This is a genomic window from Phaeobacter sp. PT47_59, assembly GCF_028890025.1.
Taxonomy (GTDB): domain Bacteria; phylum Pseudomonadota; class Alphaproteobacteria; order Rhodobacterales; family Rhodobacteraceae; genus Phycobacter.
The window spans coordinates 95,901-116,950 of sequence record NZ_JARCJL010000009.1; the positions used below are offsets into that span (position 1 = coordinate 95,901).

19 protein-coding genes are annotated in these 21,050 nt (G+C 61.7%); 6 read left to right on the top strand and 13 right to left on the bottom strand.

Annotated elements, in window-relative coordinates; all coding sequences use genetic code 11:
* Positions 1 to 4: 4 nt before the first annotated feature.
* The 11 genes from lpxA to pyrH form a co-directional block, all read right to left on the bottom strand.
* Positions 5 to 790: an acyl-ACP--UDP-N-acetylglucosamine O-acyltransferase gene (lpxA, locus tag PXK01_RS10590; protein ID WP_274846292.1), complete on the bottom strand. Its 786-nt coding sequence runs from the start codon at positions 788 to 790 to the stop codon at positions 5 to 7.
* A gap of 5 nt (positions 791 to 795) precedes the next feature.
* Positions 796 to 1,260, bottom strand: coding sequence for a 3-hydroxyacyl-ACP dehydratase FabZ (fabZ, locus tag PXK01_RS10595; protein WP_274859972.1), 465 nt, complete (start codon positions 1,258 to 1,260; stop codon positions 796 to 798).
* A 90-nt stretch (positions 1,261 to 1,350) separates the two neighbouring features.
* Positions 1,351 to 1,986, bottom strand: a complete 636-nt coding sequence (locus PXK01_RS10600) for an OmpH family outer membrane protein (RefSeq protein ID WP_446728442.1) — start codon at positions 1,984 to 1,986, stop codon at positions 1,351 to 1,353.
* Between the two features lie 70 nt (positions 1,987 to 2,056).
* Complete coding sequence (gene bamA, locus PXK01_RS10605; protein WP_274859974.1) at positions 2,057 to 4,462, bottom strand: outer membrane protein assembly factor BamA; 2,406 nt, start codon at positions 4,460 to 4,462, stop codon at positions 2,057 to 2,059.
* Positions 4,463 to 4,673: 211 nt separating this feature from the next.
* Positions 4,674 to 4,799 (bottom strand): hypothetical protein, encoded by a 126-nt coding sequence (locus PXK01_RS10610; RefSeq protein WP_274846296.1) that lies wholly within the window; start codon positions 4,797 to 4,799, stop codon positions 4,674 to 4,676.
* 119 nt (positions 4,800 to 4,918) lie between these two features.
* Positions 4,919 to 6,268, bottom strand: a complete 1,350-nt coding sequence (rseP, locus tag PXK01_RS10615) for an RIP metalloprotease RseP (protein ID WP_274859976.1) — start codon at positions 6,266 to 6,268, stop codon at positions 4,919 to 4,921.
* Positions 6,269 to 6,277: 9 nt separating this feature from the next.
* A complete protein-coding gene (gene dxr, locus PXK01_RS10620; RefSeq protein WP_274859977.1) occupies positions 6,278 to 7,447 on the bottom strand; it encodes a 1-deoxy-D-xylulose-5-phosphate reductoisomerase in 1,170 nt (389 codons plus the stop codon).
* A gap of 17 nt (positions 7,448 to 7,464) precedes the next feature.
* Positions 7,465 to 8,241, bottom strand: a complete 777-nt coding sequence (locus PXK01_RS10625; RefSeq protein ID WP_274859978.1) for a phosphatidate cytidylyltransferase — start codon at positions 8,239 to 8,241, stop codon at positions 7,465 to 7,467.
* Positions 8,238 to 8,996 (bottom strand): isoprenyl transferase, encoded by a 759-nt coding sequence (locus PXK01_RS10630; protein ID WP_274846300.1) that lies wholly within the window; start codon positions 8,994 to 8,996, stop codon positions 8,238 to 8,240. The genes PXK01_RS10625 and PXK01_RS10630 overlap by 4 nt, the downstream gene beginning before the upstream one ends.
* A gap of 8 nt (positions 8,997 to 9,004) precedes the next feature.
* Complete coding sequence (gene frr / locus PXK01_RS10635) at positions 9,005 to 9,568, bottom strand: ribosome recycling factor (protein WP_274859979.1); 564 nt, start codon at positions 9,566 to 9,568, stop codon at positions 9,005 to 9,007.
* A 169-nt stretch (positions 9,569 to 9,737) separates the two neighbouring features.
* A complete protein-coding gene (gene pyrH / locus PXK01_RS10640; protein WP_274846302.1) occupies positions 9,738 to 10,484 on the bottom strand; it encodes a UMP kinase in 747 nt (248 codons plus the stop codon).
* 131 nt (positions 10,485 to 10,615) lie between these two features.
* On the opposite strand from pyrH, the gene miaA reads away from it, so the two are divergent.
* From miaA to PXK01_RS10670, 6 genes are all read left to right on the top strand, one after another.
* A complete protein-coding gene (gene miaA / locus PXK01_RS10645) occupies positions 10,616 to 11,479 on the top strand; it encodes a tRNA (adenosine(37)-N6)-dimethylallyltransferase MiaA (RefSeq protein WP_274859980.1) in 864 nt (287 codons plus the stop codon).
* Positions 11,480 to 11,620: 141 nt separating this feature from the next.
* A complete protein-coding gene (locus tag PXK01_RS10650) occupies positions 11,621 to 12,442 on the top strand; it encodes a helix-turn-helix transcriptional regulator (protein WP_274859981.1) in 822 nt (273 codons plus the stop codon).
* A 330-nt stretch (positions 12,443 to 12,772) separates the two neighbouring features.
* Positions 12,773 to 14,443: an ABC transporter substrate-binding protein gene (locus tag PXK01_RS10655; RefSeq protein ID WP_274859982.1), complete on the top strand. Its 1,671-nt coding sequence runs from the start codon at positions 12,773 to 12,775 to the stop codon at positions 14,441 to 14,443.
* A gap of 156 nt (positions 14,444 to 14,599) precedes the next feature.
* Positions 14,600 to 15,685 carry an ABC transporter permease gene (locus tag PXK01_RS10660; protein WP_274859983.1) on the top strand — a complete coding sequence of 362 codons (1,086 nt, stop codon included), beginning with the start codon at positions 14,600 to 14,602 and terminating at the stop codon, positions 15,683 to 15,685.
* A gap of 15 nt (positions 15,686 to 15,700) precedes the next feature.
* Complete coding sequence (locus tag PXK01_RS10665) at positions 15,701 to 17,137, top strand: ABC transporter permease (RefSeq protein WP_274859985.1); 1,437 nt, start codon at positions 15,701 to 15,703, stop codon at positions 17,135 to 17,137.
* A 4-nt stretch (positions 17,138 to 17,141) separates the two neighbouring features.
* Entirely contained in the window at positions 17,142 to 19,229 is a 2,088-nt protein-coding gene (locus tag PXK01_RS10670) for a dipeptide ABC transporter ATP-binding protein (RefSeq protein WP_274859987.1), read from the top strand.
* Between the two features lie 87 nt (positions 19,230 to 19,316).
* On the opposite strand, the gene PXK01_RS10675 is transcribed toward PXK01_RS10670, so the two are convergent.
* Positions 19,317 to 20,420, bottom strand: coding sequence for a cytochrome-c peroxidase (locus PXK01_RS10675; protein WP_274860039.1), 1,104 nt, complete (start codon positions 20,418 to 20,420; stop codon positions 19,317 to 19,319).
* 201 nt (positions 20,421 to 20,621) lie between these two features.
* On the bottom strand, positions 20,622 to 20,996 hold the full coding sequence (locus PXK01_RS10680) for a hypothetical protein (RefSeq protein WP_274859988.1): 375 nt from the start codon (positions 20,994 to 20,996) through the stop codon (positions 20,622 to 20,624).
* Between the last annotated feature and the right edge of the window lie 54 nt (positions 20,997 to 21,050).

Consider the following 21,050-nt stretch of genomic DNA (forward strand, 5'->3'; position numbering starts at 1 on the left):
GGACTTATCCTCCGGGCGTCAGGAAGGAACGGTCGCTTGCGCCGCTGATGAAGGTGATGATCTCCTCCACATAGGCGCTGTCGGTTTCCTCGCCCAGCCGCCGGGCGCGTTCCTGAAAGGTGCCTTCCCCCTGGGCCAGCATCTGAAAGGCGGCCCGCAGCGCGGTGATGTCAGAGCGCGCAACGCCCTTACGCTTGAGCCCGACCAGGTTCAGACCGTCCAGCTCGCCGCGCGGCGCCTGTACCAGACCGTAGGGAATGACGTCATTGGTCACCATGGTCACCGCGCCTATGATGGCGCCACGTCCGATCCGCACCCATTGATGGATGCCGGACAGACCGCCGATGATCACATCGTCCTCAAGCACGCAATGCCCGGCCACGGCGGCCGAATTCACCACGATCACACGGTCCCCGACCTGCGCATCATGAGCGATGTGACAGCCCGCCATGAACAGCCCGTCATCGCCGATGCGGGTCACACCGCCGCCGCCTTCGGTGCCGGCATTCACGGTGACATGTTCACGGATGCGGTTACGCTTCCCGATGACGGTGCGGCTTTTCTCGCCCTTGAATTTCAGATCCTGCGGGATTTCTCCGATCACGGCGAAGGAAAACACGGTGGTGTCTTCACCGATCTCGGTATCCCCGGTGACCACCACATGCGACTTCAGCACCACCCGGTCCGCAAGTGTCACACCCGCGCCAATGATGCAGAAGGGGCCGATCTCGCAGCCTTCGCCGATCTTGGCGCCCTCTTCGATCACCGCGGAAGGATGGATCAGGCTCATCTGGCTCAATCCTTTTGAATATCGACCATGGCGGAAAACTCTGCCTCAGCGGCAGTTTCCCCATCAACCGAGGCAATCCCCTTGAATTTGAAGATCTTGCCGCCCTTCTTGCCGCGCAGGGTTTCGACCTTCATTTCCAGCACGTCACCGGGCACCACCTTGCGACGGAATTTGCACTTGTCGATGTTCATGAAATAGATCAGCAGATCCGTATCCACCATATCCATGCCCACGCCCAGCATCACGCCGGCGGTCTGCGCCATGGCTTCGACGATGGTCACGCCGGGCATGATCGGAGTACCGGGGAAATGCCCCTGGAAATGCGGCTCGTTCATGGTCACGTTCTTGATCCCGCGTGCCGACGCATAGCCGTCGATATCAACCACCTTATCCACCAGAAGGAACGGATAACGGTGCGGCAAGATCCGCTGGATCATGTGAATATCGGCACTTTTTAAATCGGCGTTCATGGCGGGTATCCCGTTGGTTTTCGTTTTGCGTCCCTATCAAGCCAGGTCCGTCTGGGCAAGCATGCAGGACTGTTTGCGATGCGCTTGCGCTCAGGGGTCGGTGGTCTCGCGATCCATATCGCTGCCATCCCCCAGCACCGCATCGATCCGCGTGATCGCCAGTTCCGTCACATCCGCGGCCTCGGAACTCAGGAAGACCGAGGAATGATCCAGAATGGCGCCGGCGCCGCTATCGCGCATGATAGCTTGCAGGATGGGCAGCGAGGCGACGAAGAACTCCCGCCGGGCCGTTTCTCCCATCTGGTTGATCTTCTGCAGTTTTTGCACCTGAGTGCGGCGGGTTTCCTGAACCTTTTGATCAAAGGCATCGGCCAGGGCGCGGAACGCCTCCGGCTCCATCGACGGCCTGCGCTCGGTGAGCTCCAGCTCCTCGGCCCTGAGTTCGGCCTCCACCCGCCTGTTCTCGGCAGTGAGCACCGCGCCCTCTGCCTCCAGCTCGCGATTGATGCGTTGACCAAAGGCGCTTTCTGAGAACAACCGGTCCGGCTGGATGGTGAGGATGCCACTGAGCGGCACACCGATGTCCAGCTCCTGCCCCATGGTGATGCCCAGGCTGCGATTGGCCGCTGTGCCTTGCGCCTGGGCCTGGCCCGGATCGAGGACCAACACGCAAGCACTGATCGCAAGCGCCATGGCCGCCACCCGGCGATAGCGCCCTTGCGACATAGCAAAGGGCGCCGACCTTTCGGCCAACGCCCAGGCACAGATCCGCCGGACTGTCACCCAGCCCAACAGATCAGAACCGTGCCTGCAGTGTGAGGTCGAAGCTCTGCTCTTCGTCAAAGTCTTCTTTCTTGATGGCATTGGAGAAATTGAACCGCAGCGGCCCAAAGGCCGTGGTCCAAAGGATCGACAGGCCAACAACGTGACGCCAGGAGCCGTTCTGCCCCACGATGCTGCCCGCACTGGCCGCCGTATTCGAATCCTGCAGTCCCCAGAGGTTACCAACATCATAGAAGATCCCGCCACGCAGGCCGAGCTCCTCGGGAAGGCCAAGTGGGAATTCGGCATCGAACCGCGCCACCGCATAGAGGTTGCCGCCCAGGAAATCGTCATAGGTCCCGCCATCGGCGCGCGGCGATCTATCCCGAGGTCCGATCCCGCCAGGCTCAAAACCACGCATGATGCTGGGTGCCAGGACAAAGCGGTCAATCGAGCGGCTGTCGTCATTGCCCAGCCAGTTCAACGCCCCGGTTTCAAAAGTGGCCCGCAGGGTCACCTCTTCGTTCAGGATCTTCCTTTGCGCGACGATCTTGGCCGAGGTTCTGATGAACTCGCTGTCTCCCCCCAGCCCCGCGTAATCGATGCCGGTCTGGACCACGAACCCCTTGTTGGGATCAAGGCCGGTCAGTCGGCTGTCGTAGGTATAGGTAAAGCCGATCAGGCTCGTGCTCTTTTCGCCCTGGTTGATTTCGCTGCGCACCATCGGCCCGGCCACGGGATAGGTGCCGCCGGTATAGGTCGCATCAGCCCGCCCGACCATTTCGCTTGCCGCCCATTCATAGCGCATCTGGAAGGAGGTGTTTTCATTGAGATTGAACGTCAGCGCCGGGCGGAAGAACTTGCGCGAGGTATCGTATTCGGCATAGCTCGAATCCGTCTCGGAGAGACCCAGATCCAGATCGAACTTGAGATCACGCCCCAGCAGGTGCGGCTCGGTGAAGCCAAGCACATATTCCTCGGATTCCTGTGCAGTGGCGATCGAGAAGGACAGGCGTTGACCGCGGCCGAGGAAGTTGTTTTCCGTCAGCCCGATGTTAACACCAAAGCCGTCGTTGACCGAATAGGCGCCGCCCAGGCTCAATGAACCCGTCGGTTTTTCCTCGACGTTGACGTCCACAATCACCTGGCTGTCCGAGCTGCCTTCGCGCACGTCCACATCGGTTTGCGCGAAGAAGCCCAGGGCCTTGATCCGTTCCGCCGATTCCCGGATTTCCCGAGGGTTGAACGGATCGCCTTCGACGGCGCGGAACATTTTCCGGATCACACGGTCCAGGGTCGTGGTGTTGCCTTCGATGTCGATCCGTTCGACAAAGACACGCGGACCGCGCACCAGGGCAAATTCGACGTCCAGCGTCAGGTCGCGGTCGTTGCGGGAAATCCGCGGCTCGACCCTAAGGAAATCCACCCCTTGGCGCGTTGCCAGTGTTTCCATCTTCTCGATCGCACGCTCCATATGCAACGGCGAATAGATCACCCCTGGCTTGATCTTGAGGACCGAGAAATACAGATCCGGATCCGCTTCGGCAATCTCGCTGGTGACCGTGATGTTCCCGAACCGGAACTGCTGGCCCTCGGTGATATCCACCACCAGATAGACAGCATCCCGTTCCTGGGTCACTTCGGCATTGGTGCTGTTGATGTTGAAATCCACATATCCACGGGACAGGTAGAAATCACGCAGCACCTGGCGGTCGAACTGAAGGCGGTCCTCAATCAATGTATCCTTGTTGATGAAGGTGCGCAGCAGCCCCGCCTGCTTGGTCTCGAGAACCCGACGCAGGCGGCGATCCGAATAGACCTTGTTGCCAACAAAGGAGACCCGCTCCACCTCGATGGTATCGCCTTCTGTAATCTCGAATACCAGATCGACACGGTTGTCGCTGCGGCGGATGATCCGGGGCGTCACCCGAGAGGCCAGACGACCCTGGGCGCCATAGGCGGCGGCAATCACTTCCGCATCGGCCTCTGCCTGAGCAGCACTGAAGACCCGACGCGGCGCGGATTCGATCAGCTCTTCCAGCTGCTCATCCTTGATCCGGCGGTTGCCCTCGAAACTGATCCGGCTGATGGTCGGGAATTCCGTGACCTTGATGACCAGGGTATTGCCGCGCGGCACCAGATCCACCGACTCGAACACGCCGCTGGCCAGAATGCGCTGATAGGCATCGTTCAACTGCCCGGCGCTCACGGCCTTGCCGCGCTCCAGCCCGGCATAGGCCACAATCGTGTCGGTTTGAATGCGCTGATTTCCCTCCACCTGGACGGCATTGAACCGATAGCTCTGAGCCGCAGCAAAGGTGGGTGTCAGGGCAAACCCGACGGCAACAGCCAGAACGGCTGCAGAAACGCTTCTATACAGTATATTGGTGCGCTTTGTGCGCACACCGCAGGATGTGCCTGCGACTTTCCCCCGAACCATCAGTCTTAACCCGATTTTTATAAGCAGCTTTCAATCGTGCGTATCGGGTTTGCAGGCCATTGTCAAAACGTAGAAAGCATCCTGAGGCGTGAACCGGCCAAAAGGTAAGGAAAGTCAGAGGTCATTCTGGCAAGCCCCACTTGCCATTGGCCGTGATACAGCCGGAAATGGAACACCGAGCCGGAATTGAAATGCCGAACAGGCGGCTTCCTCACAGGGAGCCGAGCCAGGCTCCGACAGTCAGCGCCAGGAAGATCGCCACCACCGACAACAGTCGGTCCCAGTTCAACCGCATCAGAAGACCCAGACCATGGTCCATTGTCAGAATGCCGTGCATTGGGTTTCCCTTTCCACTCCTGTCAGCAGCGCTGACGTCCCGTATTGCGAAAGAGTTAACCCGGGAATGCGGCAACAGTTTGGCAGCGCCACAGCTCCGCCAAACCGATTAGCTAAAACTTAACAGAAGATATCATTACCCAGGGCAAACAGCATCAGGGACAGAATCACAGCAATGCCAACCGTCATCAGGATCCGCATCACCGCATCGCTCGGCGGGCGCCCCGATACGGCCTCATAGGCGTAGAACACCAGATGACCGCCATCCAGCGCAGGCACGGGAAACAGGTTCAGCAGCCCCACGGCGGTTGACAACACCGCGATGAAGCGGATGAAGCTCTCGGCGCCCTGGCTGGCCATCGCCCCCGAGGTTTCCGCAATGCCGATCGGTCCGGACAGGTTACAGGTGCTGATCGCCCCGGTGATCATATGGGTCAGACCCGAGATCGACATGTCGATCACCGACCAGACCTGCGACACACCGGCCCCAAGGGACTCTGCCAGCCCGGCAACCTCGGTCGCCGGTTCAAAGGCCTGGCCGCCAACCACACCGATCCGCCAGCGGCTTGCAAAGCTGCCATCGGCCTGGGGTTCATCGGTACGGCGCGGTGCCAGCGTCAGTTCCAGCTGCTGGCCCGACCGCCACACATCAAGCGACAGCGCGCGACCATCGGCCTGCTCCACCGCAACCTTCAACTGGTCAAAGGAGAAAATCGGCGCATCATCCACTGCCGTGATCACATCCCCCGGTTCCAGCCCGGCATCAGAGGCCGCACTGCGCGGCGCCACGGCCAGAACATGGGGCGGCGACAGGAACGGCCCCTCAACCGTCATGAGCTTGCCGTCGCGGCGCACCTCATAGGACATCGGCTGCACGGCGGGCAGCTGTTCGCGGAAGGCGTTCCAGGACATGCTGGCGCTGTCGGAGGGGATTTCGACCCCTTCGATGGCGATCAACTCGTCGCCTTCGCGCAGCCCGTTCTCAATCCCGGGCAGCTTTACCAGCTTCCCGATGGTCAGCGGATCGCGGACCGTTCCCGCAGTCATCGCCAGAGCCGAGAAGATCACCACGGACATCACGAAATTGAACACTGGGCCCGCAGCGACAGTTCCGGCGCGCGCCCATAGCGGAGCCCCATGCATGGTCTGACGCAGGTGCGCGGGATCCTCCGCCGCCGCGGCCATCGCGGCGGTGTCCTTCCCCGAAGCCGCATCCGCATCGCCCAGGAATTTCACGTAGCCCCCAAAGGGCAAGAGTGCGATCTGCCAGCGGGTACCGCGTTTGTCGACCCGGCTCCACAGCACCGGCCCGAAGCCAAGCGAGAAGACCTCCGCATGGATGCCCGACCAGCGGCCAACGATGTAGTGGCCGTATTCATGCACCGCCACGATCACCGACAGCGCCACCACGAAACTGGCCACAACATAGAGAAAGCCGCCAAACTGCGGGAGAAGTGATACGATATCCAAGGTCTTTCCTTATGTACGTTCTGCTGCGGCGCGCGTGGCCTCTTGACGGGCGAGATGGTCAACCTCGGTGACGTTATCAAGGGTCATTGCGGATTCAATAAGGCCGTTTTGTGCCCCCAACCGCTCCAGAACCGTCTCGGTGATCTCGGCCATTTGCGTGAATCCGATCCGCCCCTCGATGAAGAGATCCAGCGCCCGTTCCTTGGCCCCGTTGAAGACCGCTCCCATCAGCCCGCCGCGCTCCATCACCGCATAGGCCTGCGTCAAGGCCGGATAGCGGATCGGATCGGGGCTGCGAAACTCCAGCTGGCCGATCTCGGCCAGATCGAGACGCGCCACCGGCAGCTCCTTGCGGCTTGGCCAATTCAGTGCATAACCAATGGCATGGCGCATATCCGGCGCGCCAAGATGGGCCATCAGCGCGCCATCGCGAAAGCCCACCAGCGCATGCACCAGCGATTGCGGATGCACCAGCACCTCGATCTGATCGGGGGTGACGCCGAAGAACTCCTTCACCTCGATCACCTCCAGCGCCTTGTTGAACATCGAGGCGCTGTCGATGGTGATCCTCTGCCCCATGTCCCAATTGGGATGCGATGAGGCCTCGGCCAGGGTCGCCTTCGCCAGATCCTCCACCGGCCAGTCGCGAAAGGCGCCACCTGACGCGGTGATCACAATCCGTTCAACAGCCGATGTCTCTTCCCCGACCAGCGCCTGGAAGATCGCCGAATGCTCGCTGTCCACGGGCAATAGCCGCGCGCCGTGTTTCAGCGCCGTGCGCATCAAGAGTTCCCCGGCGCAGACCAGCGATTCCTTGTTGGCCAGCGCCAGCGTCGCCCCCTGCTCCAGCGCGGTCAGCCCCGGCGCCAGCCCGGCCGCCCCGACAATCGCCGACATCACCCAGTCTGCCGGGCGGGCTGCGGCCTCGATCAGGGCCGGCTCGCCTGCGGCGGCTTCGACCCCGCTGCCCTCAAGCGCCGTGCGCAGATCCTCCAGCCGGTCCTCATAGGCGGTGACCGCCACATCGGCCTTCAGCGCAATGGCATCCCTGGCCAGTTGCGCGATATTGGCGCCCCCTGTCAGGGCCACAACATCATAGTGGCGCAGATCACGCCGGATAAGGTCAATCGTGTTCTGACCGATCGAGCCGGTGGCCCCGAAGATAGAGATTTTACGCATGGTCCTGCCCTACAAGGCTATCCCAGAAAAGTCACATAGATCAGGAAGGCCGCAGCCGCCCCGAGCATCCCGTCGAAACGGTCCAGCAAGCCGCCATGGCCGGGGATCAACGCGCTGGAATCTTTCACGCCGACCTGCCGCTTCAGGGCGCTTTCGGCAATGTCTCCGGCCTGACTGGCCATAGAGATCGCAACCGACAGGAGCACCGCCACCAGCGGGGCCAATCCCAGCGACGCGGCAAACAACCCGCCGGTCACGGCCGCCGCCACCCAGCCCGCGGAACTGCCCGACCAGGTTTTCTTGGGGCTGACGCGCGGCCACAGTTTTGGCCCGCCGATGATCTTGCCCGCGAAGTAGCCGGCGATATCGGTCACCACCACCACACCGATCACCCACAGGATCCAGGCCAGTCCCATTTCGTTGCGCAACCACACAAAGGCAAACCCAGCACAGAGAACCCAGAGCGAGAACAGCCCGTATCGCACCCGCGCCGCAGCAGGCATCTGAAACAGCCCCGACAGGACCGGAGAGACCAACACCGGCCCGATCCAGACCGGTGGCAGCTGCGTCGCGACAAGCACCGCAACGGCCGACATGACACCCAATTGCATGGCCTGAGCGGGCTCATCGGGGCGCAGCATCCGAACCAGCTCCCAGACCATCCCGCCAGAGGCCGCCGCGATCAGGACCGCGAACCAGATTCCGCCCAACCAGATCTCGACAGCGCCAACAACCAGCATGACGATGGCCGACAACAGGCGCGGCAACAGATCAGACCAGCGTCCCGCGCTCATGTCTTCACCGCGCCAAACCGGCGATCCCGGGTTCCATACTGTCGGCACAACCGGCCCAGTTCCTCGGCTGTGAAATCGGGCCAGAGCGTGTCGATGAATTCATATTCCGCATAGGCAGACTGCCAGAGCAGAAAGTTGGAAATCCGTGCCTCGCCACTGGTGCGGATCACAAGATCGGGATCCGGCAGCACATGGGTATCGAGGTATTTCGGCAGGGTTTCCTCGTCCACATCATCGGGCGACAGCTTGCCCGCTGCCACATCCTGCGCCAGGCGCTTGGTGGCGCGGGCGACCTCGTCACGGCCGCCATAGTTCAGCGCGATGGTCAGATGGGTGCCGTCATTCTGAGCCGTCTCGGTTTCCAGCTGATCCATCAGCTGGATCAGCTTGGCATCCAGACGCACCCGGTCCCCGATGAAGCGCACCCGCACATTCTTGGCGGCAAGGGCCTTCATCTCTTTTGAGATATAGCGGCGAAACAGGCTCATGAGGCCCGCGACCTCGACCTGGGTCCGTTTCCAGTTCTCGGTCGAAAAGGCGAATATCGTCAGATACTTGATCCCAAGGCTGGGGCAGCATTCGACGATTTCACGGACGCGTTTGGCCCCCGCGTGATGGCCAAACAGACGCGGACGCCCGCGCGACTGCGCCCAGCGACCATTGCCATCCATGATGATGGCGACATGGCGCGGGCCCTGATGTGCGCCCTGTCCCAAAGCGCTCCCGTCGGGCGCCGTGTCCGTCTGTTCGGCCATGTCTTTGGTCAGACCTGCATGATTTCGGCTTGCTTCGTTTCCAGCGCGTCATCAACCGCCTTGATCATCTTGTCGGTCAGATCCTGCACTTCGCTTTCCCAGAACTTCTGGTCGTCCTCGGACATGCCGTCTGCCTTGGCTTTCTTGATCTGGTCCATGCCATCGCGGCGCACGTTGCGCACCGATACGCGGGCATGTTCGGCGTATTGACCGGCGACCTTGCTCAGCTCGCGGCGGCGTTCTTCGTTCAGCTCGGGGATCGGCAGCATGATGATGGTGCCATTGAGCTGCGGGTTGATGCCAAGGCCGGATTCCCGGATCGCCTTTTCCACCTTGCCCACCAGCGACTTGTCCCAGACGTTGATGGTGACCATGCGCGGTTCCGGTACGTTGACGGTGCCCACCTGGTTGATCGGTGTCATCGAGCCATAGGCATCCACCATCACCGGCTCCAGCATCGAGGCGGAGCCACGCCCGGTGCGCAAGGAGGCAAATTCCGAGCGCAGGTTGGTCATGGCGCCATCCATACGGCGTTTCAGATCATCGGTATCCAGTTCAAAATCATCAGACATTCTGCTCTCTCCCCTGACTTGAGGCGGTCTTTACACCGCTCATAAGCGATTGGCGCAAGATTGTATAGCAATCTTGGCTCGAAACCGCCGATAGGTCTGCCCTGCAAAGGAAAAGCGCGCCCCCATGCAGGAGCGCGCCGACCATTCTACCAATCTCAACCGGTGCCGATCAGCCCTGAACCTTGGTGTAGGTGCCCTCACCGGCAAGGATGCCGCGGAAGCCGCCCGGTTCGTCCAGCGAGAAGACGATGATCGGCAGGCTGTTGTCGCGCGCCAGCGCAATCGCCGAGGCATCCATCACGCCCAGGCGATTGGCCAGCACATCGTCGTAGCTGACGGTGTCATAGCGTTTGGCATCCTCGAACTTGACCGGATCCTTGTCATAGACACCATCCACCTTGGTACCCTTGAAGATCGCCTCGCAGCCCATTTCATTGGCGCGCAGGGTGGCGGCGGTGTCGGTGGTGAAATAGGGGTTGCCGGTGCCCGCGGCAAAGATGCAGACCCGTTTCTTTTCCAGGTGGCGCACGGCGCGGCGACGGATATAGGGCTCACAGACCTGGTCCATCGGAATGGCCGAGATCACCCGGGTATAGACGCCCAGGCCTTCGAGGGCTGCCTGCATGCCGAGGGCATTCATCACGGTGGCCAGCATCCCCATGTAATCGGCGGTGGTGCGTTCCATGCCCTGGGCAGCACCGGACAGGCCGCGGAAGATATTGCCGCCGCCGATGACCATGCAGATCTCCACGCCCATGTCGTGGACCGACTTCACCTCCTGGGCGATGCGCTGAACCGTGGGCGGGTGCAGACCGAACCCCTGATCCCCCATCAGGGCCTCTCCCGAGATCTTCAGCATGACACGTTTATAGGCCACGGCCGAAGGGGCGGCCGGTGTATCGTTTTCTAGGGGCATGTTGCGCTCCGGAATATGACGGGGTTAGTTTGCGGCGCAAAATGAAGCAAATCACCGGCAGGATCAATGCAGGCCAGGCGCCTTTTCTTCCCCGGAATACAACAAATCCTCAAGGCCGGGATCCGGGACGCATGACAGAACTGACCATTGACCCCGACAAGCCGGTCCTGATCGCAGGCCCGACGGCCTCCGGCAAATCCGCCTTGGCGCTTGAAATCGCTGAAAAACAGGGCGGAGTTGTGGTGAATGCGGATGCCAGCCAGGTGTTCGATTGCTGGCGTATCATCACCGCGCGCCCCTCCGTAGAGGAGGAGGCCCGCGCGCCACACCGGCTTTATGGGCATGTGGCCTATGATCAGAGTTATTCCGCCGGTCATTGGCTGCGCGAGGTGCTGCCGCTGCTGAAAGGCCCGGAACGCCCCATTATCGTCGGCGGCACCGGGCTGTACTTTGCTGCCCTGACCGAAGGCATGGCCGAGATCCCGGCAACCCCGTCCGAGGTGCGCGCGCAAGGCGATTCCCTGTCTCTTGCAGCCCTGACAGGGGCCCTGGATCCGGCCACCGCAGCGCGGATCGACCTCAACAATCGCGCACGGGTGCAGCGGGCCTGGGAGGTCCTGGTTGCAACCGGGCGTCCGCTTGCCGAATGGCAGGACGACACCCCGCCCCCGCCGCTGCCGCTCAGCGCCTGCACGGCCCTGGTGCTGAACAGTGACAAGGCCTGGCTGGAGGCGCGGATCCGGCGACGCTTCGACCTGATGATCGCCGAGGGCGCGCTGGACGAGGTGGAGGCCATGCGCGACCGCTATGATCCCGCGCTACCATCCTGCAAGGCCATCGGCGTTCCCGAGCTGATGGCCCATGTGGAGGGACAGATGTCGCTGGAGCAGGCCAAGGAGCAGGCTGCGATCGCCACACGCCGTTTCGCAAAGAGGCAGCGCACCTGGTTCCGCGCCCGGATGTCCGCCTGGCAGGCCATTACCCCCCAAGGCTGAGCAGCTTTTCTATTTTTCTTAACAAGGCGATAGGCTCAACCCTTAGCACTTCTGTCTTTATCGTGATTCTGTCGGCACTTGAACGAATCGCAATCATGTTGGACAGTTGTGATCATAAAATTTTCAATAACTGGCACCTCAATGCCCTTCGATCCCACACCATCCGAGGACCTCTGCGTTTCTCCGCTTGCGCGCCTTGCTGTGGACGGCACTTGGCAGACCGAATTGGCGCATGACCGCAAGGAACACGTGCTCATCTGGATCACGCGCGGTCAGGGACGCTGCCTGATGGACGGCCATCAACGCGGATTTGGCGCCCACAACGCTCTGTTTTTTCCGGCCGGTCACTTGTGGTCGGTTGAATTCGGGCGCCACTGTCTTGGCCAGGCGTTGATGGTTCCGGCAAACACTCCGGTCTCGATGCCCTCCGATCCCATGCATGTGAAGGTCAAGGAAGCCCGTGATCAGGCCCGCCTCAACAGTCTTCTTGAAGAAATCTCGGTAGAGCAGACCACGCATCCGGCACTCTGGCGGCGTGCCATGCAGGCGCAGACCGATCTGATCAGCATCCACCTGCGTCGCCAGCCCCCCTCGGGTCCGCTGCCGCCGCCGAAACTAAGCGCGGCACGGCGTCTGTCACAGGCCTATTGCAAACGTGTTGTCTCGTTTTTCGATGAGCCCACCAATATGGCCGACCATGCTGCCGCGCTGCAGGTGACGCCGACCCATCTTACCCGTGTCTGCAAATCGGAAACCGGCAAGACCGCCGCCGCTCTGCTGACCGAACGCCAGCTGCACGCGGCCCGCACCCTTCTGATCTCAAGCGATCTGCCGATGCGGGACATCGCGGTGCAACTCGGCTTTGGCAGTGCCGCCTATTTCACCCGCTTCATCACCCAGCACACCGGTGAGACCCCTAGCAAACTGCGCAAGGCGGCGCGGCTGGCAGACCTGCCCGGGTAGCACATAGAATCAGCTCTAACTCCCGCGCGCCAGCGCGTTATCCCGCCGCCGGATACGGGTTATGGAAATGTGTTATCTCGCAATACTGGGCACTTCTGCCCAGTTCTGTCGGCGAGGATCACGCCAAGATCGGAATGCGACGCCAAAAACGTCGCTTTTTGACCACATTCCGCCGAATCTGTGCATTGACCTGACAGGGGATATGATGCCGAATGGATGCGTTAAACGGCGATATACATAGCTAAGCACCATTCCGGACGAAATTCCGGGCCCAATAATCGCCAACGCAAAGCAGGCTTAAGCCTCGACCGGTGCAATAGGGAGATCCGCATGACTACCAAAACCACCACAGCAGCGCCGCTCCATTGGGCGGCCCAGATGCACGCTGAGGAAGTGAAATCCGGCAAGCTGGACCGGCGTGAGTTTCTGGCGCGCACCACGGCCCTGGGCGTCAGCGCCGCGGCGGCCTACGGTTTGATTGGCATGTCCAGCCCGGCCCGTGCCGACGGCCACGCGCAAAAGGGCGGTACCCTGCGCATGCAGATGGAAGTGCGGGCGCTGAAGGACCCGCGGACCTTTGACTGGACCCAGATTGCGACCTTCACCGCAGGCTGGCTGGAATATCTGGTCGAGTACAACAGCGACGGCTCCTTCGGCCCGATGCTGCTGGAAAGCTGGAGCGCCAATGACGACGCCACCGAATACACGCTGAATGTGCGCAAGGGCGTCAAGTGGAACAACGGTGACGACTTCACCGCCGAGGACGTGGCGCGCAACATCACCGGCTGGTGCGACAAGAGCGTCGAAGGTAACTCGATGGCGGGTCGGATGGCCTCGTTGATCGACGCGGAAACCGGCAAGGCCGCCGATGGCGCCATCACCGTGGTGGACAGCCATACGGTGCTGCTGAAGACCAACACTCCGGACATCACCATCATTCCCGGCATGGCCGACTATCCAGCGGCGATCACCCACGCCAGCCACGATGCGGCCACCATGCTGGAGAACCCGATCGGCACCGGCTACATGCTGCCCGAAAGCATGGAAGTGGGCGTCAAGGGCGTCCTTGTGCGCAACGAAGGCCATGACTGGTGGGGCTATGCCGCAGGCAAGGGCGGCCATCTGGACCGGATCGAGTTCATCGACTACGGCACCGACCCGGCTGCCTTCCTGGCCGCCTTTGAGGCCGAAGAGATCGACATGAACTGGGAGTCGGTGGGCGAATACGTCGATATCTTCGACGGTCTCGGCCTGACCCGCTCGGAAATCCCCTCGGGCTTTACCATCGTGATCCGCCCCAACCAGCAGGCCGAAGTGAACGGTATGAAGCCCTACGCGGACAAGCGTGTGCGTCAGGCGCTGGCCATGGCCGTGGACAACAGCGTCTGCCTGGAACTGGGCATGTCCGGCTACGGCATCCCCGCCGACAACTGCCACGTCGGTCCGATGCACCCCGAGCATGACCCAAGCGTCACCCGTATCCCGTTTGATCCGGCCAAGGCCAAGGCCCTGATGGATGAAGCGGGCATGGGCGATTACGAGCACGAGCTTCTGTCGATCGACGACGACTGGCGCCGTAACACCACCGATGCGGTGGCGGCCCAGCTGCGTGATGCCGGCATCAACGTCAAGCGGACCATCCTGCCGGGTTCCACCTTCTGGAACGACTGGGCGAAATATCCGTTCTCCTCGACCAACTGGAACCACCGCCCCCTGGGCACCCAGGTTCTGGCGCTGGCCTACCGCTCGGGCGAGGCCTGGAACGAAAGCGGCTTTGCCAATGCCGAGTTCGACGCGCTGCTGGCCGAGGCCAACTCGATCGCCGACGCCGACAAGCGCCGCGCGGTGATGGGCAAGCTGCAGGCGATCATGATCGACGAGGGTGTCACCATCCAGCCCTACTGGCGCACGGCGATGCGTCACCACCGGGACAATCTGGTGGGTGTCGACAAGCACATCGCCGATCTGCCGCAGATCTACAAATGGGCGCTTAAGGCCTAAGCCCCCTACCCGGGCCGCGCGAATGACGCGCGGCCCGCTTCTGCTGGACGCATACCACCGCGACTTCCGGGCCACAGCCAATACCTGGGCGCAGCCGCGCCCCGCAAGCAAGCGCATGGCAACGTACCAGGCGCATAGCCACCAACGGGGGCATCCATGGGACTGTTTATCCTCAGACGTGTCGGGGTCATGATCCTGACCGCTCTGTGTCTGACATTCGTCGTGTTCTTCATGACGAACCTCTATCCGAACCTTGAAAAACTGGCCAAGACCCAAGGCAACTTCCGCATGTCGGACGAGGCGGTCGCCAGCTGGCTGGAAAAGGGCGGCTACCTGCAATCCACACCGAAGAAATACATGGAGTGGATCGGTGTCGCGCCCTCCTACCAGCATGTGGCCGAGGATGGCACCGTCACCGGGCGCTGCATCACACCGGGGATGGACCCGGCCGAAGCGCCGCGGTTTTGTGGCATCCTGCAAGGCTACTGGGGCTATTCCACCGTGTTCAAGGATGAGGTCAGCTCCATCGTCGCCACCCGCCTGTCGCTGACCGGCACCCTGATGTTCTGGGTGATGGTGGTCATGGTGCCGTCGGCGCTGATCCTCGGCGTTCTGGCCGGGATGAAAGAAGGATCTGCCACCGACCGGACCCTGTCGACCTTTGCCATCACCACCACGGCAACGCCCGAATATGTCTCGGGCGTATTGTTCATCGCGCTTTTTGCGGCCTCCGCCTCTCCGATCAATCAGTTCCTGAAAGACAGCGGTCTAATTGAAGGGCGCACCCTTTTCAAAGGAACTGCTACAGGGGCAATGGAAAACCCCACCTTCGAAAACTTCCTGCTGCCGGTGCTGACCATCGCCCTATATGGCATGGGCTATATCGCGCGGATGACACGCGCCTCGATGACCGAGGTGATGACGGCGCAATACATCCGTACCGCGCGTCTTAAGGGTGTGAGCTTTCCCAACATCGTGATGAAACACGCCCTGCGCAACGCGCTGATCGCGCCCTTCACGGTGATCATGCTGCAGTTTCCCTGGCTTTTGAACGGCGTGGTGATCGTCGAGACCCTGTTCAACTACAAGGGCTTTGGCTGGACGCTGGTGCAGGCGGCGGGCAACAACGATATCGAACTGCTGCTCGGCGTGTCCGTCGTCTCCGTCCTCGTGGTGCTGATCACACAGCTGATTTCAGACATCGGCTATGTGTACCTCAACCCGCGCATTCGCATTTCCTGAAGACGGAGAAAGACAATGGACCCCCTCAGCTGGACCGGATCGATCGCCTTTCTCAACCCGCTTCTGTTTGCGGCCTTGGGACTGCTGGCCATTTCGATCCTTATTTGGATCCTCATCGGCGCCGTGACGCCAGAGGATCGCTCCATCACCAACGTCGGCGGCACGCTCAGCCTGTCGGCTGGCCCGCAAGGGCTGGCTGCCCTCGCCGTGCGCGTCACCTTCCTGGCCTCGGCCGTTATCTTGCTGGCCTATATTGTGCTGGGCCTGTTCATGGGCACGGGTGCCGGCATCATCGGCGCGCTTGCGCAGCGGATGCTGCCGGTCTGGGCCGCGCTGATCGTCCTTTTCGCCCTTTCCATCAGTTTCAAACGCCGCCTTGGTCTTTATGGCAAGCTGTTCGACAGCCCCATCGGCATGATCGGCTTTGGCCTTGTGATGTTCTGGGTCTTCACCGGCATCTTCGGCGCCTTTGACATGATCATCACCCATGATCCCCTGGCGCAGGCTTCCGGCATGAAGAACAAGGCCCCCGGCACGCCGCTGCGCGGCGCCGAGGAAGGCGATTTCGCCTGGTATCTGTTGGGAGGGGACAACCTTGCCCGCGATGTCTTCAGCCGCATGGTCAAAGGCGCCTGGGAGGTGGTGAAGATCGCGCCGCTTGCGACGATCTTCGCCTTCATGGTCGGCATCACCCTTGGCCTGCCTGCAGGATACTATGGCGGCAAGCTCGACACCTTCCTGTCCTTCCTTGCCAACCTGATCCTGGCCTTCCCGGTAATCCTGTTGTTCTACCTGCTGGTGACGCCCGAAATCGTGGCAACCGGCCTGCCGCAATACATGGCTGTGGTGCTCTTTGCCTTTCCGATGGTGTTCTTCGGTGTCCTGCTGAACGCCCGCTATCGCACACAGCCACAGAAGAATCTCATGATCCTCGCCGTGGTTCTAATGCCGCTGTTCCTGATGTACATGTCGCTGATCAACGCGGCGGGCTCCAAGATCGACGTCTGGCCACTTGATTTCTTTGACGTGCCCGGCGGGATCCTTGTGGTCTTTGTCTCGGTGGTCTTCGTGAACTCCCCCACCGTGTTCCGCATCGTGCGGGGTCTGACCATGGACATCAAGACGCGCGATTACGTCGCCGCCGCCCAAACACGCGGTGAGCGCCCCTGGTACATCATGCTGTGGGAGGTCCTGCCCAATGCACGCGGGCCGCTGATCGTCGATTTCTGTCTGCGCATCGGCTACACCACCATCCTTTTGGGCACATTAGGCTTCTTCGGCCTTGGCCTGCCGCCCGAAAGCCCCGACTGGGGGTCGACCATCAACGAGGGGCGCAAGCTTCTGTCGGTCTACCTGCACCCGGCCCTGCCGCCCGCCATTGCGCTCTTGAGCCTCGTTCTGGGGCTGAACCTGCTGGCGGACGGGTTGCGCGAAGAAAGCCTGAGGGATTGATGACATGAGCAAGCTTGAATACTCCGACGGCCCCATCCTGGAAATCGACCGCCTGTCGATCTCCTTCTTCACGCGGCTGCGCGAAATCCCTGCGGTGATGGATTTCTCCGTCTCCGTCATGCCCGGCGAGGCGGTCGGCCTTGTCGGCGAGTCTGGCTGCGGCAAATCCACCGTTGCCCTTGGGGTGATGCAGGATCTGGGCAAGAACGGTCGCATCGTGGGCGGTTCGATCAAGTTCAAGGGCCGCGACCTGGGCGAGATGAGCGTGGAGGAGCTGCGCGACATTCGCGGTAACGAGATCGCGATGATCTACCAGGAGCCTATGGCCAGCCTCAACCCGGCGATGAAGATCGGCAAGCAGCTGATGGAAGTGCCGATGATCCACGAGGGCGTCAGCGAGGATGAAGCCTACAAACGCGCCCTTGAGGTCGTGACCGACGTGCGCCTGCCCGATCCCGAACGCATGCTGAACAGCTACCCGCACCAGCTGTCGGGCGGCCAGCAGCAGCGGATCGTGATCGCCATGGCCTTGATGTCGAAACCGGCGCTGTTGATCCTGGATGAACCCACCACCGCGCTGGATGTGACGGTAGAGGCCGCCGTGGTCGAACTGGTCAAGGATCTGGGCAAGAAATACGGTACCTCGATGCTGTTCATCAGCCACAACCTGGGCCTGGTTCTGGAAACCTGCGACCGGCTTTGCGTGATGTATTCCGGCGAGGCGGTGGAGCGCGGCAGCATCGAGGATGTCTTCGACGAGATGCAGCACCCCTATACGCAGGCGCTGTTCCGCTCGATCCCGCTGCCGGGTGCGGACAAGAACGCGCGCCCGCTGGTGGCGATCCCCGGCAACTTTCCCCTGCCCCACGAACGCCCGCCGGGCTGCAACTTTGGCCCGCGCTGCGATTACTTCGAGGCCGGGCGCTGCGATGCAGGCGATATCCCGATGGCCGATGTGCCCGGCAATGACCGCCACGCCACCCGCTGCCTGAAGTTCCAGGAGATCGACTGGAACGCGCCAATCACCGTCGGAGAGCAGAAGGAAAAGACCGCGCCTGGCAAGGTGGTCCTGAAGATGGATCAGCTGAAGAAATACTACGAGGTGGCGGCCAACGCCCTTTTCGGGGGCGGCGCCAGGAAGGTGGTGAAGGCGAATGAAACCCTGTCGTTCGAGGCCCGCGAATCCGAAACCCTCGCCATCGTGGGGGAGTCTGGCTGCGGCAAATCCACCTTTGCCAAGGTTCTGATGGGGCTCGAAACAGCGACGGATGGTGAAATCCTGCTGGATGGGCAGAACATCGAACAGACCCCCATCGAGGCGCGCGACACCAAGACCATTTCCGATGTGCAGATGGTGTTCCAGAACCCCTTTGACACGCTGAACCCCTCGATGACCGTGGGGCGGCAGATCACCCGTGCGCTGGAGATCTTCGGGATCGGTGACAGCGACGCCGAGCGCAAGAACCGCATGCTGGAGCTTCTGGACCTGGTGAAACTGCCGCGCGCCTTTGCCGACCGGATGCCACGGCAACTGTCGGGTGGGCAGAAACAACGCGTCGGGATCGCCCGCGCCTTTGCCGGTGGGGCACGCATCGTGGTGGCGGATGAGCCCGTCTCGGCCTTAGATGTCTCGGTACAGGCGGCAGTGACGGACCTGCTGATGGAGATCCAGCGCAATGAGAAGACGACACTCTTGTTCATCAGCCATGACCTGTCCATCGTGCGCTACCTCTCCGACCGGGTGATGGTGATGTATCTGGGCCATGTGGTGGAACTCGGCGACACCGATCAGGTCTTCTCGCCGCCCTATCACCCCTACACAGAGGCTCTGCTCAGCGCGGTCCCCATCGCCGACACCTCGGTCGAGAAGGAGCATATCGTTCTGGAGGGCGACATCCCCTCCGCGATGAACCCGCCGCCGGGCTGCCCGTTCCAGACACGCTGCCGCTGGAAATCCGAAGTGCCGGGGGGCCTATGCGAACGCGAGGTGCCGCCGGTCCGCCACCTGCAGGCCGGGCATCAGATCAAATGTCACCTCGACGATGAAGTGCTGGAGCGGATGACCCCCGTGATCAAGATCGCCGCCGAGTGACCCCGGTATTGAACGAGTGAACGAATAACGGGCCAGCGCGACACCCGCGTTGGCCCGTTTTCTGGTTTCTCTGCCCCCGGTGGGCCTCTATGGCTCCAGGTAGACCTCGTAACGCTGGTCTGTCAGCGCCTTCAGAAAGGCCACAAGCGCATCGATACGGCGATCATCCAGCGCCGGACCATGGGTCAGTTCTTTGGTGGACAGGGTCTCTGCCAACGGGATCTCCCCCCAGGGCTGACCGGTTTCGGGATTGATCTGGGCGGCGTCGGATCTGCTGTTGTAGCGGTTGTAGAAGACAACCACCGTGCGCAGATCCTGAAACACCCCATTGTGCATATAGGGGCCGGTCACCGCCACATTGCGCAAGGTCGGCGTCTTGAACTTGCCGCGCGCAGCGGGGTCAGACACCGCCGGGTTGGCAAACAGCCCCTCGTCGATGGTGCCGGGCGGCACACCGTTCTCAGCACGTCCCAGAATGTTTTCCGGCACCCCGATGTTGTGGTAGCTGTAATCGGTGAAGGTCTCTTTGGGATCAATCGCGCTGCGCCTCAGTTGATGGCACTGGTTGCAGTTGGTGAATTGCTCGGAAAAGAACAGCAGCCGTCCCAGCTCTTCCTCTTTGGTCAGCTCCAATTCGCCGCGCAGGAAGCGATCATAGCGGCTGTCAAAAGGCGCAAACACGGGGCTGCGTTCGAAGGTGGCAATGGCCTCGGTCATGGCGCGATAGCCCGCCTGCGGATCATCCAGCACCCCTGCCCCGAAATGCGCGTCAAAACCCGCGACATAATCCGGGTTTTCGGCCAAGCGCGCAACGGCTTCGGCCTCGTCCTTCAACCCCATCTCAATCGGATTGAGCGGCGGCCCCGCAGCCTGTTCCGCAAGCCCGGCCGCGCGCCCGTCCCAGAACATGCCGCCCACCCAGGCGCCATCCTCCCTCTGGTGAAACGGCGGAGTAAAGGCCGCGTAGCTCGCTGTGGGGGCACTGCGGTCCCCCAGCGATTGCCCATCATCCCCCAGCGAAAAGGCTCCATCCGCGAACCGGCGCGGATCAGTAAACGCATAGTCCGGGTCATGGCAGCTGGCGCAGGATTGGCTGCGATTGGCCGAGAGGTTGGGATCGTGAAACAGCGCCTCCCCCAAGGCCTCGAGCGTCGCAAATCCGGTCTTGGGCAGATCATCAGACCAGGACATCTGTACGCCAAGGAGCAGAACCCCAAGCGACAGGGCAACGCCCCCTACGGCCCGGTTTCGTAACGGCTGCTGCGGCATGGTCTGAACTTTCGATTCTTGCGTCATGGGCTGGAGGATCCAGCAAACCCATAGGTCAGACCTTGATCAAACGCAATTTCCGACCATTCCGCTCAGCCAAATGCGACCAGCCGCCGGATCCCCTTAGCTGAGCAACAGAACCACGATCATCAACAGGTTCATGGAGGCAAATTGCATCAGCCGCGGGTGGCTCTGGCTGCGGCAGGCGGCATAAAGCGCCAGACCGACCGAGACCACCAGTCCGCCCAGCGACAGCGTTCCAAGGATCAGCCCCGGCGTGCCGCTCTCAGGGCCCCAGGGCGACTGCTGCGAGGCCATGCCCAGCAGGCCGAACCCGATCAGGATGCCCAGGATCGCCCCGGCCAATGTGCTCAGCACGCTGCGCGGTCGCAGGCGGTTCTCCGCGCCCAGCACACTGTCCACGATCTCACGCGTCGGCACCGCAGAAGGTTTCCATTCGATCCGCTCGAGACGATCTTCAAAGCTATGTGCACGCATCCTATGCCCTCCTGAAACTGCCCGCTTTCTGAGAGTCAATTCAGGCAACTTCGT

Bases quoted from the DNA above. Each gene is read 5' to 3' on its own strand.
- lpxA (WP_274846292.1), bottom strand. From the start codon at position 790: ATGAGCCTGATCCATCCTTCCGCGGTGATCGAAGAGGGCGCCAAGATC.
- fabZ (WP_274859972.1), bottom strand. From the start codon at position 1,260: ATGAACGCCGATTTAAAAAGTGCCGATATTCACATGATCCAGCGGATC.
- PXK01_RS10600 (WP_446728442.1), bottom strand. From the start codon at position 1,986: ATGTCGCAAGGGCGCTATCGCCGGGTGGCGGCCATGGCGCTTGCGATC.
- bamA (WP_274859974.1), bottom strand. From the start codon at position 4,462: ATGGTTCGGGGGAAAGTCGCAGGCACATCCTGCGGTGTGCGCACAAAG.
- PXK01_RS10610 (WP_274846296.1), bottom strand. From the start codon at position 4,799: ATGCACGGCATTCTGACAATGGACCATGGTCTGGGTCTTCTGATGCGG.
- dxr (WP_274859977.1), bottom strand. From the start codon at position 7,447: ATGCGTAAAATCTCTATCTTCGGGGCCACCGGCTCGATCGGTCAGAAC.
- PXK01_RS10625 (WP_274859978.1), bottom strand. From the start codon at position 8,241: ATGAGCGCGGGACGCTGGTCTGATCTGTTGCCGCGCCTGTTGTCGGCC.
- PXK01_RS10630 (WP_274846300.1), bottom strand. From the start codon at position 8,996: ATGGCCGAACAGACGGACACGGCGCCCGACGGGAGCGCTTTGGGACAG.
- frr (WP_274859979.1), bottom strand. From the start codon at position 9,568: ATGTCTGATGATTTTGAACTGGATACCGATGATCTGAAACGCCGTATG.
- pyrH (WP_274846302.1), bottom strand. From the start codon at position 10,484: ATGCCCCTAGAAAACGATACACCGGCCGCCCCTTCGGCCGTGGCCTAT.
- miaA (WP_274859980.1), top strand. From the start codon at position 10,616: ATGACAGAACTGACCATTGACCCCGACAAGCCGGTCCTGATCGCAGGC.
- PXK01_RS10650 (WP_274859981.1), top strand. From the start codon at position 11,621: ATGCCCTTCGATCCCACACCATCCGAGGACCTCTGCGTTTCTCCGCTT.
- PXK01_RS10655 (WP_274859982.1), top strand. From the start codon at position 12,773: ATGACTACCAAAACCACCACAGCAGCGCCGCTCCATTGGGCGGCCCAG.
- PXK01_RS10660 (WP_274859983.1), top strand. From the start codon at position 14,600: ATGGGACTGTTTATCCTCAGACGTGTCGGGGTCATGATCCTGACCGCT.
- PXK01_RS10665 (WP_274859985.1), top strand. From the start codon at position 15,701: ATGGACCCCCTCAGCTGGACCGGATCGATCGCCTTTCTCAACCCGCTT.
- PXK01_RS10670 (WP_274859987.1), top strand. From the start codon at position 17,142: ATGAGCAAGCTTGAATACTCCGACGGCCCCATCCTGGAAATCGACCGC.
- PXK01_RS10675 (WP_274860039.1), bottom strand. From the start codon at position 20,420: ATGTCCTGGTCTGATGATCTGCCCAAGACCGGATTTGCGACGCTCGAG.
- PXK01_RS10680 (WP_274859988.1), bottom strand. From the start codon at position 20,996: ATGCGTGCACATAGCTTTGAAGATCGTCTCGAGCGGATCGAATGGAAA.